The following is a 13,913-nucleotide window of genomic DNA, read 5'->3' as shown; positions in this document are numbered from 1 at the left end:
ATCAACAAAAATACAATAAGGATAACTCATGAACGACACCGCACAGACAAAACGAGTTCTAACAGGCATCACCACCACAGGAATCCCTCATCTAGGCAATTATGTTGGCTCAATTCGCCCTGCCATCAAAGCTGCCAACGAAGCAATCGCACGAAATGAAGGTGATGCGTTCTTCTTCTTGGCGGATTTTCACGCACTCATCAAATGCTTCAACCCTGACGAAATCCACCGTTCTACTCGTGCCATCGCTGCCACTTGGCTTGCGTGTGGTCTTGACCCACAAGCAGTTACCTTTTATCGTCAGTCAGACATTCCTGAAATTCCAGAGCTTGCTTGGGTGCTTAACTGCTCATGTGCCAAAGGATTGATGAACCGTGCTCACGCCTATAAAGCAGCAGTAGACATCAATACCGCCAAAGAAGACCACGACCCTGATTTTGGCATTACCATGGGATTGTTTAGCTACCCTGTGTTGATGGCAGCAGATATCTTAATGTTTAATGCCACCCATGTGCCAGTTGGTAAAGACCAAGTGCAACACATCGAGATGGCAAGGGATATCGCAGGGACTTTTAATTTTAAATACAAGTCGTTATTTGTTCAGCCAAATGCTGTCGTTGATGAAAACACCCCGCTATTGACAGGGCTTGATGGTCGTAAGATGAGCAAATCATACGGCAACACCATTCCTTTGTTTGGCGATGGCAATCCACAAATTGACCCAGAAAAAGCCCTAAAAAAAGCCATTTCACAAATCGTTACCAATTCACAAGCCCCAGAAGAACCAAAAAATCCTGACGAATGCACCATTTTTGAGATTTATCGTGCCTTTGCTAATGCTGATGAAATCGCAGCACTGGCAGACCATTATCGCCGTGGTATCGGCTGGGGCGAAGCCAAAGAGATTTTATTTAACAAAATCAATGATGAAATCGCCCCAATGCGTGCTCGCTACTTTGAACTAATGAACAACCCCAAAGAGTTAGAAGAAATCCTACAAATGGGGGCAGCTAAGGCTCGCCGTGTGGCACATAAACAATTAGAGAAGACTCGCCGTGCTGTTGGCATCAAACCGCTTGCTAAACTTAAATAACATGACAAATAGCACAACCCATAGCACCGAGACTGGCACCAATCAAGATACCAACACGATTCGTATCTTTGATACACCTGTTGAAAGCCTACCTGAAGACCTGTACATTCCACCACAGGCGTTTGCTATTTGGCTTGAGCAATTTGCAGGTCCGCTTGATTTTTTATTGTATCTGGTCAAAAAAAATAACTTTGATTTGACCGAAACAGCCATTTTACCCATTACCGAGCAGTATCTTAGCTATATCAAAGACTTAGATGAAGAATATTTTGAACTGGCAGGCGATTATTTGCTAATGGCAAGTACACTCATCGCCATCAAAAGCGAACTACTACTGCCACAGCCCGATATTGTTGATGATGAACTAAGTCCCAAAGCAAAACTGATTAGAAAGCTAGAAGAATATGCCCAAATCAAAGAAGCTGCCAAACGACTAGACGGCTTAATTCGTCTTGAAAGAGATGTATTTTTAGCATGGACAAGCCTGCCTAGTGTTCAGGCAATGCGTGCTGAGCTACCAAAATACTCGCCCAATATTTTGATCAATAGTTTAGTCAATATGCACATTAAGACTGACCATCAGATACATACGGTCGCTACCGACCCTGTGCCGTTGCCTGAACGCATAGCTGACATCAGCCAAACCATGAGCAAACAAGGCAAAGCAACTTTTAAAGAACTTCTTAATCCCACTCAAGGCAAACTGGGCGTGGTGGTGAGTTTTGTGGCAATATTAGAACTGATAAAACGAGGTTTGATTGGCTTTGGTGAGGTGATGATCTCCAACGACATCAAGGCAGATGATTTATTTATCAATCCTGCACCAAAAAAACAAAAACCATCAGCATCGCTAAACGACCAATCATCAGCCAAGCAAGCAGTTGATGTTGAGCATATCGCATATGCCATTGATGAACAGACCTTATATTGGCTACACTAGGTATCATCTCACCATCAATCAGATAAGCCAATCAACACCCAAAAACCAAATCCACCCATAACCGCCAATACAAACAAATAAAACATATGGAACAATCAATCAGTCCCACACCTTTAAACATCGCAGATGACAAACCGCTTGACGAACGCCAAGCCCTGCTTGAAGAACATGCCACCGCCGAGGCTTTGAGTCGCTACATTGAAGTTTTACTGCACGCCAGTGAAACCCCTTTAACCGACAATGACCTAAAAAAGCACCTATCTATGAGTCATGACGAACTGCAGATGGCACTTATTATCCTAAAAGAGCGACTCTCAGGCAGTGTACTGGCACTAGGCAAAACTGCCAGTGGCTATCGCCTGCAGATTAAGGATAGCTACGCAAGACTTATTCAGCAGATTTTCCCCGAGCGACTTGAAACGCTAAGCCAAGCCCTACTTGAAACCTTAAGCGTCATCGCTTACAAACAGCCTGTTACTCGTGGGGACATTGAACAGGTGCGTGGCGTTACCGTCTCTAGTAACATCCTAAGACAACTGTTTGATAAGGGTTGGATTGTAGAAAAAGGTCATAAAGACACACTGGGAAAACCCGCCCTACTGCACACCACGCCTGCTTTTTTGGACGCATTTGGTCTAAATAGTCTTGATGAGTTACCACCACTGCCCGAATTGCCAAACCTAAAACCCAACGATACACACTCAAGCCCCCCATAACCAATCATCATGCTTGCTTAATCATAAAACAGCTGATAAAAAGTTACTATTTGTATTTTTAACTTGCCAAATCTACATCAACCCTTTATCATAAAATCTTTTAACATTGTGAAATGTTATTTTCCAACCACAGGAACATCATCATGAACGACATGACCAGCATCACCGACACACAAGAGTCCACCCAATCTCGTCCAGAAGGCGAAAAACTCCAAAAATTACTCGCTCGCATGGGTCTAGGCTCACGGCGTGGTCTAGAAGACATCATCAAAGCAGGGCGTGTCTCCATCAATGGGCAAATCGCGACTCTAGGCGACCGTGCCACCACCACTGATGAGATTCGTGTTGATGGGCGACTTGTACGCATCAAAGCAGAAAGAGAAAAACGCCGCCGTGTCATCGCTTATTATAAACCTGAAGGCGAGATTTCTTCCGCATCCGACCCAGAAGGTCGCCCTACCGTCTTTGATCGTCTGCCCAAATTGACAGGTGATAGATGGGTCATGGTCGGTCGTCTAGACATTAACTCATCAGGGCTACTGCTATTTACCAACGATGGTGAATTGGCTCATCGGCTCATGCACCCATCAAGCGAGATAACTCGTGAGTATGCGGTGCGTGTGCTAGGCGAAGTAACCCCAACAATTGCCCAGAATTTAACTCGTGGCGTTGAACTTGAAGATGGCATGGCAAAGTTTGATGACATCAAAGAAGGTGGCGGTGCTGGCGTTAATAAGTGGTATCATGTCAAAATCAAAGAAGGTCGTAAGCGTGAAGTGCGTCGTATGTTCGAATCCCAAGAACTTAAAGTCTCACGCCTGATTCGTACTCGCTACGGCACTGTGCTACTACCAAAAGAGCTGCGTACAGGGCGATTTATTGAGCTTGACGCCAAAGAAATCGGCAAACTCATCGAAACGGTCGGTCTACGCCCTCGCATTGGTACAGGCTTAAACACTGCCACCAAAGAAAAACAAGCTCGCATTCATAAAAAACCGCTAAAATCTCGTGAGATTCGCCGTCAAAAGCACGAAAGACATGAACGAGAAGAAGAACGCCGCAACCGTATGAACGGCAAATCTACCCATAAAGGCAGATCGCAATCAAAAGAGCGTACCGAAAAATCAAATTCGCCCAACCTAAAAAACGCCAAGTTTTATCAGGTTTGACAAGTTTGATGACAACAAATAGCTCATCGCAAGGAAGTTATCATGTATCCGTTTTTACGCTTAACCAAAACAATCATCAAAAGCTCGCTTAGTCTCAAACAAGGAGATGGCTTAAGTTTGACTGATATCAGCGAATATCATTTCACCGCCAATGTGAATGACATTGATAATTTTCTTGAGATGAACAATGGACGGATTTTTACGCTATTTGACTTAGGTCGTACTGATTTTGCCATTCGTACAGGACTTGGGGCAAAGCTCATCAAAAATCGCTGGGGCTTGGTGGTGGCGGGCAGTACCATTCAGTATCGCAAGCGAATTCGTGCTTTTGATAAGGTTACAATGAAAACTCGTATTTGTGCGATTGATGAACGATGGTTTTATATTGAGCAGACGATGTGGGTCAAGGGTAAATGCACCTGCCATGCTTTATTGCGTACTGCGGTTACAAATTTTAAATCTGGCAAAACCCTACCCACCAAAGAAGTCTTGGACAGCCTAGGCTACACCAACATCAATCTGCCACCCGATGAATGGGTGCAGGCGTGGATTGAAACAGACAAACTGCGTCCTTATCCAAGTGAGTAGCTTTATATGACAGATTTTATCACAGTCTCATGCAATAATAGATACAATCTATTGGGTAGAATTTAATTGCGTCTCATTAATCAAATAAACATACACTAAATGCAATACCAACAACCACTTATTACCACAAAGCAAGCCAAAGTATAACAAGGCAACCAATATATAAAATCCAAAAATATGACCATTTATTTTATGAATATTTATTATCAATTGTATCAAAATATGTTTTAATACACAAAAAAAGCAAAGACTGCACAATTATAAATCTTTGCATAATATATGACAGACTGTCAAGTAACCAATATTGACAGCCTTCCCATCATCACGAAATAAGTAATGATGCTATTGTTTTTAAGTTCTTTTAAATAGGTTTTACTTTCATTTTTTATGATTGAGATAATCGCATGACCACAACAATTACCGCACCAGACTTTGTCCGCCACCAAGCCCTAATAAATTGGGTTGCCAAAATCGCAACTCTCACCAAGCCCGCTCGCATTGAATGGTGCGATGGCTCAGAAGAAGAGTATAACCGCCTAATCAATCTGATGATTGACAATGGCACCATGATTAAGCTCAATGAAGAAAAGCACCCAAATTCTTATTTGGCATTTTCCGACCCTTCTGATGTGGCTCGTGTAGAAGACCGCACTTTTATCTGCTCAGAACAAGAGATTGATGCTGGTGCAACCAATAATTGGAAAGCCCCGAGCGAGATGCGTGCCATCTTAAATGAAAAATTTGATGGTTGCATGGCAGGTCGCACCATGTATGTTGTGCCGTTTAGCATGGGTCCTTTGGGTAGCCATATCGCCCACATTGGTGTTGAACTGACCGACAGCCCTTATGTCGTAACGAGTATGCGTAAAATGGCTCGTATGGGCAAAGCAGTTTATGATGTACTTGGCGAATCAGGCGATTTTGTGCCTTGCGTTCACTCTGTGGGTGCACCACTGACAGCAGGTCAAAAAGATGTGGCATGGCCTTGTAATGATGACAAATACATCGTCCACTTCCCAGAAACTCGTGAAATCTGGTCTTATGGTTCAGGCTATGGTGGCAACGCCCTACTTGGCAAAAAATGCCTAGCACTTCGCATTGCATCTGTCATGGGTCGTGAGCAAGGTTGGTTGGCTGAGCACATGCTTATCTTGGGTGTAACCAATCCGCAAGGCAAAAAACATTATATCGCTGCAGCATTCCCATCGGCCTGTGGTAAAACTAATTTTGCCATGTTGATTCCACCGGCAGGCTATGAAGGCTGGAAAGTTGAAACTGTTGGCGATGACATCGCTTGGATTAAACCATCAGCTGACGGCAAACTATACGCCATCAATCCAGAAGCAGGCTTCTTTGGTGTCGCTCCTGGTACAAATACCAAAACAAACTCCAACTGTATGAGTACATTGCATTCCGATGTTATTTATACCAATGTCGCCATGACAGAAGATGGTGAAGCATGGTGGGAAGGCAAAACCAAAGAAACACCAGAAAATCTCATCAACTGGAAGCGAGAAAAACATGACGGTAGTGAAAAAGCATCACATGCCAACGCTCGCTTTACTGTATCGGCAGCTCAATGCCCTTCCATCGACCCACAATGGGAAAACCCTGAAGGTGTGCCAATTTCTGCATTCATCTTTGGTGGTCGTCGTGCCGACACTGTGCCATTAGTATCTGAAGCCTTTGACTGGGTAGATGGCGTGTATAAAGCCGCCACCATGGGTTCTGAAACCACTGCCGCCGCCACAGGTGCACAAGGTGTGGTACGCCGTGATCCATTTGCAATGTTGCCATTTGCAGGCTATAACATGGCTGATTATTTTACCAACTGGCTAGAAATGGGTGAAAAACTAGAACAACTAACCCAAGCTCATGGCACGCAACTACCCAAAATGTTTAAGGTGAACTGGTTCCGCCGTGATGCCGATGGCAACTTCGTATGGCCTGGCTTTGGACAGAATATGCGTGTACTAGAATGGATTATTAACCGTTGTGAAGGCAGTGCCAATGCTGTTCATACGCCGATTGGTCTTGTTCCAACTTATAATGACATCAATTGGGCAGAATCTGATTTTAGCGAACAGGAATTTGATTTGTTAACCAGTCAAGATAAAGATGCTTGGATAAAAGAACTGGCAGATCACAAAGTCTTGTTTGAAAAACTAGGCGAGCGTATGCCACAAACCCTAATTGACCATCAAGCTAAGTTGGTTAATGACATTCAAGCTCTATAAGTCAAGTTCAGTTATCACAAGATGACATCTTGCACAAATGCCTTAATCTAAAATTTTAGATTAAGGCATTTTTATATTTCTTGATTTGCTACTTTAGCCATAAAAAATAGTAAGTATATTATATAAAATTCATAAAAAAGACAGCACAAGACCGTCTTTTATTGTATCAACACCAAGTCAATTAGCCAAAAAATGACTCATCAAATGCCATGATACTCTCAGAACCTGCCTTTGCCATTTGAGCATGAGCAAAAAGTTTGGGCAAGATGCGTGATACAAAATAATTGGCGAGCTTGATACGCTCATTGTAAAACTCGCCTACTTTAGATTCGCTAGCATTAACAACAAGCAGGTACATATAGCCATAACACAGATAACCTACTGCGTGCAGATAATCCACTGCAGAAGTGTTGATGGCGTGCACATCAGTCTTAGAGACACTTATTAAATCTTTGGTGAGTTGTTCAACACACTCTACTGCATCTACCAAAGATGCTTTAATGGCATATTGGGTTTGGCTAGCTTGGCAGGCAGTGCGAATTTCATTTAAAAAAGCAAACATTGCTTTACCATCATTTTTTATCACCTTACGACCCAACAGGTCAAGCGACTGAATGCCATTCGTTCCTTCATAAATTTGACTGATGCGAGTATCACGGACAATCTGCTCCATACCCCATTCACGGATATAGCCATGACCACCAAAAACCTGCTGACAATCAACGGTTGCATGGAATGCCATGTCGGTCAAAAACGCTTTTACAACAGGGGTAAGCAAAGCAACCTTGGCACTAGCTTGGGATTTTTGAGTATCGTCATCACTAAATTTCACCACATCAAGTGCCTTTGCAACATACATGGCAAAGGTACGAGAAGCAACACTATTGGCTTTGGCATTGAGTAACATACGGCGAACATCACCAAAGCCAATGATTGGGTCGGCTGCTTTATCGGTATTTTTAACACCATCATCGTGGCGACCTTGTAGACGGTCTTTGGCATAGTTGCACGCATTTTGATAAGCCAGCACGCTTGCTCCCAAGCCTTGCAGCCCCATTGTTACACGCTCATAATTCATCATGACAAACATGGTGGCAAGCCCTGTATTTTCTGCACCCACCATATAACCCTTAGCATTATCAAAATTCATCACGCAAGTTGCTGATGCTTTAATACCCATTTTATGTTCAATTGAGCCTGCTGACACATGGTTTCTTTCGCCCAAGCTACCATCATCATCAACAAGAAATTTTGGCACAATAAATAACGATATGCCTTTTGAGCCGGCAGGGGCATCAGGTGTTTTTGCAAGCACTAGATGGATAATATTATCCGCCAAATCATGCTCACCACCTGTGATAAAAATCTTCGTCCCCGTGATGTTATAAGAGCCATCAGCATTCGGTACGGCACGGGTCTTAATGATGCCCAAGTCTGTTCCTGCGTGTGCTTCAGTTAGGCACATCGTCCCTGACCATTCACCTGTATAGAGCTTAGGCAAATAAGTTGCCTTTTGTTCATCACTACCTCCAGCCTGCAAGCACAGACTCGCCCCAACGGTCAAGTTTGGATATAAAGCAAAGGACTGGTTCGCCGAGAACATCATCTCTTCGGTGAGCATACTGACCATCTTTGGCATACCCTGCCCACCAAATTCAGGCGAACCACCCAAGCCAATCCAGCCCATCTCGCTGTACGCACGAAATGCTTCTTTAAAGCCTGTTGGGGTGGCAACCTTACCATCGCCTAGATATGTTGCACCCTCTTCATCGCCTGACTGATTCAGTGGCAGTAGTACCTCACGACTAAATTTTGCCATCTCCTCTAAAATCATATCCACCGTATCGCCATCCATATGCGACAATGCCGGTGTATTTTTCCATAAATTTGGTGCGTCAAAGACTTCGTTTAGCGTAAAACGCATTTCGTCCAAAGGTGCGGTATAGGTCAAAGTCATCACTAACTCCTTTTATATTCTGAATGCAATAAGACAGTTTTATCAAAACATATTTTGACCATCAGGTCAAGATAAAAGTGGTTTGCTAACTGCTGGCTCAATTAAGCCATCATCAATCGGTTTTTAATTTAGCCATTTTAAAAAGCAAACTGCTCACTTGTCATCGCCATCAAAGTCGTATGGCTACTATTGATGCGTGCAACATGAACAAAAGTGCGTGGCATGAGCTTGGCAAAATAAAACTCTGCCGTTTTTACTTTGGCATCATAAAAACCATATTCGCCTTGCAAAGACTTGTCCACATCCAAACTTGCATTCATCTCATCAAGCTTGGCATAAGCCACTACTGCCATTCTTGCCCATAAGTAGCCTAGCGTTACATAACCACTAAAAAATAGATAATCTACCGCTGCTGCACCCACAGCATCGAGATTCTGCGTGCCTTGCATGCCGATGCGTGCGGTGATATCGCCCCACTGCCTATTTAATTTGGCAAGCTGACCAATCATCTGCCCCATACGGTCATCATCTTGATTTTCTTTGCAGAACTGATGGATGATTTTGGTGAAGTTTGCCAACAACCTACCTTGTGAACCTAGCACCTTGCGTACCAATAAATCTAAGGATTGAATCTCTGTTGTTCCCTCATACAAACAAGCAATGCGAGTATCACGCAGATTTTGTTCCATACCCCATTCACTGATATAGCCATGACCGCCATAGACTTGCACACCCAAATTGGCTGATTCAAGCCCTGTCTCCGTCAAGAATGCTTTGGCAATCGGTGTTAATAATGACAGCATTTCATCAGCAAATTTAGCCTCCGCTCCATCAGCCTTTGCCACAATATCAGCAAACCAAGATAGATAGTATACCAAAGCCCTACCCCCTTCACTGAACGCTTTTTGAGTCAGTAGCATATTTCTGACCGCAGGATGATGAATGATGCTATCGGCAGGCTTATTAGGTTCTTTTGCTCCAGAAATCGAACGCATGGCAGTGCGGTCTTTGGCATATTTTAGTGAACCTTGAAAGGCAAATTCTGATGCTGCCAAGCCCTGAATTGCCGTGCCAATGCGTGCAACATTCATAAAGGTAAACATACAGTTAAGACCACGATTCTTTGGTCCAATCAGATAACCAGTCGCCCCATCAAAATTCATCACACAAGTTGCTGATGCTTTAATGCCCATTTTATGTTCAATAGAGCCACACGCCACGCCATTACGCTCGCCCAGCGTTCCATCGCCATTAACCAAGAATTTTGGCACAATAAATAGCGAAATCCCTTTCGTACCAGCAGGGGCGTCAGGTAAGCGTGCCAAAACAATGTGAATGATATTCTCAGTAAGGTCATGCTCACCTGCCGAAATAAAGATTTTTTGTCCTGTAATGGCATAGCTACCATCAGCATTCGGCACAGCACGAGTCTTAATAATGCCCAAGTCCGAACCTGCGTGTGCTTCGGTTAGGCACATTGTCCCTGACCAGACACCTGTATTCATCTTCTCTAGATAAGTTGCTTTTTGTTCATCAGCGCCATGATGTTCAATGGTCTGTATCGCCCCATGCGACAAACCCGGATACATCGCAAATGACCAGTTTGCTGCACCCATGATCTCACTGACCGCACTTGACAGTGAAATTGGTAACCCAAGACCACCAAAGTCTGGATCAGCGTTTAATGCTGCAAAACCAAGCTCACAATACTGCTCATAAGCCTCTTTAAAACCTGTCGGCGTTATTACCGCACCATCTTTAAAGGCACAGCCCTCAATATCGCCTGTGCGGTTGAGCGGAGATAGTACCGACTGAGCAAAGTCCGCCGCCGCCTCAAGATAGCTATTAATCGTATCAATGTCTAGCTCACAATAATCAGGAATGTTGGCGTAGTGGGCTTGTGAGTCTAACAGTTCGTGCATCACAAACTTCATATCACGAATCGGTGCGATATATTGCATAATCCATCTCCATAGAAAATAATATCAAACAATCACATGACTAACTGTAAAATAAAGCAACCATTCCTGCAATGCCCTGAAAAAGACTGAGCAGTCATTTTAAATGCTTGTCATTATTTTGGTTATTGGTTAAAACCCACTAGCACCATTTAGATTCATTCGCTGTTTTTATTGGCAATTACATTGTCTTTTTTAATTAGGTCAATTAAGCAAATACGCCAAATATCCGAATAAAGTTTGAGAAAAACCCAAAAACATGGTTTAATACCGTCTATTGACCAACTACCCAGATTAGCCATCCATCATGTCCATACATTCGCCGTCCATTACCGCCACACTAAAACAAACGCCCGCTGATTTTATCGTTACCGAACAGCTAACCTTAGATTTTGATGGTGTGGGTGAGCATTTATGGGTATATGTCGAGAAAATCAATCTCAACACCACTTTTGTTGCACGCCTGCTATCAAACTGGGCAAACATCCCTAGTCGTGATGTGGGGTATTCAGGATTAAAAGACCGTCATGCCAAAACCTACCAATGGTTTAGTCTGCGTTTACCCACCAAAACCCTACCTGATGGCAATTTTGATGATTTTATTAAAGACAAGCTCCACGCCAATGAAGCAGTACACATCATAAAATCAGCTTGGCATGGTCGCAAGCTCAATCGTGGCACACACAAGAACAATCACTTTTGCATCACTTTAAAAAACATTAAAGGCGATCAATTCGCCATCAATGCACGACTAGAACATCTCTTGCAACATGGCGTACCAAACTATTTTGGCGAACAACGGTTTGGTAATGGTGGTGAAAACATCACCAAAGCGATTGCTTTTTTTGAACAGTTACTAAACAGCGATAAACCCTACAAACCTCATAAAAAAGACCTAGAACGCCATAGCCTGCTTATTTCATCGGCTCGTAGCCATCTATTTAATGAGGTTTTGGCTACTCGTGTAGCAGATGACAGTTGGGACAAACCCTTAACGGGAGAAGTGTTCAATCTTGATGGCACAGGTTCAATTTTTACTGCAGACATTGATGACACAATCATTAAACGGCTACAAATACATGACATACACCCCACCATCGCCTTATATGGCGTAGGCGATAATAAAGCCAGTCAAGATGCACTTGCCACTGAAAATCATATTTTTCATGATGACAAATACCGCACACTTGTTCAAGGCTTAGAAAAAGTAGGCATCAAGATGGCTCGCCGTGCCACTCGCCTTTTGGTGCATGAGTTAGTATGGCAATGGCAAGATGATACGACTTTGGTGGTTGAATTCACCCTACCTAAAGGTACATTTGCCACAGTGGTGCTATCAGCCTTTATTGATGTGCTAAGCGAGCCAAATCGCCCAAGCATTCTTAGCGAGCAATCTTAATGGACGGTCATTTGGCAACCACGCACATTGTATACCCAACCTATCGCATCTACAGATTAAATCCGTATAATATATCTATCACACAGTCTGATTTGAATTAAGCATATGTTCATTAAAAAAACCACACAGCTAACACGCCTATCTTTAATCATGCTAACAACACTAATGGCCACGCAGGCACAGGCGTTAGATATTACAGATGATAAAACCATTCAAGCAATCTTAGCACAATTAAACACCCAAGATAGCCTAGCATATACCCATTCTCAAGAAAACACGATTGACACACCACCTAAGCCCATCTGCTCACCAGATGCCCTAAAAGTCAATATTGAGCATTTTGCTTATGATGAAGTGATTGCTGAATATCTGGTATGGAGTGGTTATGGCGACCAAGAGCATGAGAACAAACTCATTCATAAAGATGTCAAAGAACCACTACAAACATTGGTTAAGGCTGCCGCTAAAGATAAAGTAGCCCTATACCCAAGCTCTATTTTTCGCTCAGTGCGTGCCCAAGATGCCATCATCAAGCGTAAGCTTCGTCAAAAACAGCCCATTGAGACCATCTATCACACTTCCTCACCTGCAGGATATTCCGAACATCACACAGGATATGCGGTAGATTTTGCTCCGATTGATGAGAAATTCACCAAGACCAAAGGCTATCAATGGCTACTTGATCATGCCCATAAATACGGTTGGGAACAGACATTCACCAAAGAGTATTCCGAAAAAAGCGGTGTATCAGAAGAATCATGGCACTGGCGATATATTGGTGATGAGCATGGACAAAGCCTATTTGCACCACGATATTGTCAGCCCTATGAACATCTAGCAGAACCCACCTTTGACGACAACACAGAACAAGAATCACAAAGCAATGATGGTAGCGGATAATGATTGGTTGATATGAAAAAACCGCTCAAAAGAACGGTTTAATTTTAAAAACAATCAATATCAGCAAATACCTGCTTCCTTCTCGGCAGCTTCTACCGTCTGACGAATTAAAGTGTTGATTGTCATTGGACCAACACCACCTGGAACAGGTGTGTAGGCTGCTGCCACCGCTTGAATGCCATCAAGCTCAATGTCGCCACAACCGCCATCTGGCGTTGGATGGAATCCTGCGTCCACAACGATTGCCCCCTGCTTAATCCAGTCTTTTTTAATCAGCTCTGGCACACCCACCGCACCAACAACAATATCAGCATTACGAACATGCTCGGCAAGATTTTGGGTGCGTGAATGACATATGGTAACCGTGCAGTTAGCATTTAATAGCATCGCTGCCATTGGCTTACCCAAAATAGCACTGCGACCAATCACCACCGCATGCTTGCCTGACAGCTCAATATTATGATGAGTAAGCAGGTGCATGATGCCTTGTGGCGTACAAGAACCATAAGCTGACTCACCCATCGCCATGCGTCCATAGCCTAAACAAGTAACGCCATCAACATCTTTATCCAGACTAATACGGTCAAAACACGCACGCTCATCAATCTGTAATGGCACAGGGTGTTGCAACAAAATGCCATGAACATCAGGGTTGGCATTTAGCTCGTCAATCTTGGCAAGCAACTCTTCAGTGGTGGTATTCTTAGGCATTTCCACACGAATGCTATCCATGCCGATACGCTTGCAGGCGTTGCCTTTCATACGCACATAAGTCGCTGATGCTGGGTCATCGCCAACCAAAATGGTCGCCAAAATTGGTGTACGACCCGTCTTGTCTTTTAATGTCGCCACTCGTACCGATAGTTCATGCTCAACCGAGCTTACCAACGCCTTGCCATCTAAAATCTGTACCATAAAGCCTTCCTTTATTAAATAAAAATTAGCCAAAAACCATA

General features: G+C 43.5%; 11 protein-coding genes. 8 read left to right on the top strand and 3 right to left on the bottom strand.

The window, feature by feature from the left end; translation table 11 throughout:
• The first annotated feature begins 28 nt into the window (after window positions 1-28).
• The 6 genes from trpS (at window position 29) to ACERC6_RS02035 (ending at window position 6,743) form a co-directional block, all read left to right on the top strand.
• Complete coding sequence (gene trpS, locus ACERC6_RS02060; RefSeq protein ID WP_373627584.1) at window positions 29-1,093, top strand: tryptophan--tRNA ligase; 1,065 nt, start codon at window positions 29-31, stop codon at window positions 1,091-1,093.
• A 1-nt stretch (window position 1,094) separates the two neighbouring features.
• Entirely contained in the window at window positions 1,095-2,033 is a 939-nt protein-coding gene (locus tag ACERC6_RS02055) for a ScpA family protein (protein ID WP_373627583.1), read from the top strand.
• 86 nt (window positions 2,034-2,119) lie between these two features.
• Window positions 2,120-2,749, top strand: a complete 630-nt coding sequence (gene scpB, locus ACERC6_RS02050; RefSeq protein WP_373627582.1) for an SMC-Scp complex subunit ScpB — start codon at window positions 2,120-2,122, stop codon at window positions 2,747-2,749.
• Between the two features lie 143 nt (window positions 2,750-2,892).
• Window positions 2,893-3,918 carry a 23S rRNA pseudouridine(2605) synthase RluB gene (gene rluB / locus ACERC6_RS02045; RefSeq protein WP_373627581.1) on the top strand — a complete coding sequence of 342 codons (1,026 nt, stop codon included), beginning with the start codon at window positions 2,893-2,895 and terminating at the stop codon, window positions 3,916-3,918.
• A 42-nt stretch (window positions 3,919-3,960) separates the two neighbouring features.
• The gene (locus ACERC6_RS02040; RefSeq protein ID WP_373627580.1) at window positions 3,961-4,506 is read left to right on the top strand and encodes an acyl-CoA thioesterase; all 546 of its coding nucleotides are present in this window, start codon (window positions 3,961-3,963) and stop codon (window positions 4,504-4,506) included.
• A gap of 404 nt (window positions 4,507-4,910) precedes the next feature.
• The gene (locus ACERC6_RS02035) at window positions 4,911-6,743 is read left to right on the top strand and encodes a phosphoenolpyruvate carboxykinase (GTP) (protein WP_373627579.1); all 1,833 of its coding nucleotides are present in this window, start codon (window positions 4,911-4,913) and stop codon (window positions 6,741-6,743) included.
• A 181-nt stretch (window positions 6,744-6,924) separates the two neighbouring features.
• Here the strand turns inward: ACERC6_RS02035 and ACERC6_RS02030 are convergent, their stop codons facing one another.
• Window positions 6,925-8,700, bottom strand: coding sequence for an acyl-CoA dehydrogenase C-terminal domain-containing protein (locus ACERC6_RS02030; protein WP_373627577.1), 1,776 nt, complete (start codon window positions 8,698-8,700; stop codon window positions 6,925-6,927).
• 137 nt (window positions 8,701-8,837) lie between these two features.
• On the bottom strand, window positions 8,838-10,661 hold the full coding sequence (locus tag ACERC6_RS02025; protein ID WP_373627576.1) for an acyl-CoA dehydrogenase C-terminal domain-containing protein: 1,824 nt from the start codon (window positions 10,659-10,661) through the stop codon (window positions 8,838-8,840).
• 304 nt (window positions 10,662-10,965) lie between these two features.
• Between ACERC6_RS02025 and truD the strand changes: the two genes are divergently transcribed.
• Window positions 10,966-12,057 carry a tRNA pseudouridine(13) synthase TruD gene (truD, locus tag ACERC6_RS02020; RefSeq protein WP_373627574.1) on the top strand — a complete coding sequence of 364 codons (1,092 nt, stop codon included), beginning with the start codon at window positions 10,966-10,968 and terminating at the stop codon, window positions 12,055-12,057.
• A 105-nt stretch (window positions 12,058-12,162) separates the two neighbouring features.
• Window positions 12,163-12,957, top strand: a complete 795-nt coding sequence (locus ACERC6_RS02015) for a M15 family metallopeptidase (protein WP_284674291.1) — start codon at window positions 12,163-12,165, stop codon at window positions 12,955-12,957.
• Window positions 12,958-13,017: 60 nt separating this feature from the next.
• On the opposite strand, the gene folD is transcribed toward ACERC6_RS02015, so the two are convergent.
• Window positions 13,018-13,872: a bifunctional methylenetetrahydrofolate dehydrogenase/methenyltetrahydrofolate cyclohydrolase FolD gene (gene folD, locus ACERC6_RS02010; RefSeq protein ID WP_373627571.1), complete on the bottom strand. Its 855-nt coding sequence runs from the start codon at window positions 13,870-13,872 to the stop codon at window positions 13,018-13,020.
• Window positions 13,873-13,913: the final 41 nt, after the last annotated feature.

Origin of the sequence: Moraxella sp. E33BD (assembly GCF_041807865.1) — a bacterium.
Classification (GTDB): Bacteria; Pseudomonadota; Gammaproteobacteria; order Pseudomonadales; family Moraxellaceae; genus Moraxella; species Moraxella haemolytica.
The sequence above is the reverse complement of the archived record's forward strand: the minus strand, read 5'-3'. Positions and strand labels throughout refer to the sequence as shown.

What these genes read in the sequence shown, in the direction of transcription:
- ACERC6_RS02030 (WP_373627577.1), bottom strand. Translation starts at nt 8,700, where the DNA reads ATGACTTTGACCTATACCGCACCTTTGGACGAAATGCGTTTTACGCTA.
- ACERC6_RS02040 (WP_373627580.1), top strand. Translation starts at nt 3,961, where the DNA reads ATGTATCCGTTTTTACGCTTAACCAAAACAATCATCAAAAGCTCGCTT.
- rluB (WP_373627581.1), top strand. Translation starts at nt 2,893, where the DNA reads ATGAACGACATGACCAGCATCACCGACACACAAGAGTCCACCCAATCT.
- folD (WP_373627571.1), bottom strand. Translation starts at nt 13,872, where the DNA reads ATGGTACAGATTTTAGATGGCAAGGCGTTGGTAAGCTCGGTTGAGCAT.
- truD (WP_373627574.1), top strand. Translation starts at nt 10,966, where the DNA reads ATGTCCATACATTCGCCGTCCATTACCGCCACACTAAAACAAACGCCC.
- trpS (WP_373627584.1), top strand. Translation starts at nt 29, where the DNA reads ATGAACGACACCGCACAGACAAAACGAGTTCTAACAGGCATCACCACC.
- ACERC6_RS02025 (WP_373627576.1), bottom strand. Translation starts at nt 10,661, where the DNA reads ATGCAATATATCGCACCGATTCGTGATATGAAGTTTGTGATGCACGAA.
- ACERC6_RS02055 (WP_373627583.1), top strand. Translation starts at nt 1,095, where the DNA reads ATGACAAATAGCACAACCCATAGCACCGAGACTGGCACCAATCAAGAT.
- scpB (WP_373627582.1), top strand. Translation starts at nt 2,120, where the DNA reads ATGGAACAATCAATCAGTCCCACACCTTTAAACATCGCAGATGACAAA.
- ACERC6_RS02035 (WP_373627579.1), top strand. Translation starts at nt 4,911, where the DNA reads ATGACCACAACAATTACCGCACCAGACTTTGTCCGCCACCAAGCCCTA.
- ACERC6_RS02015 (WP_284674291.1), top strand. Translation starts at nt 12,163, where the DNA reads ATGTTCATTAAAAAAACCACACAGCTAACACGCCTATCTTTAATCATG.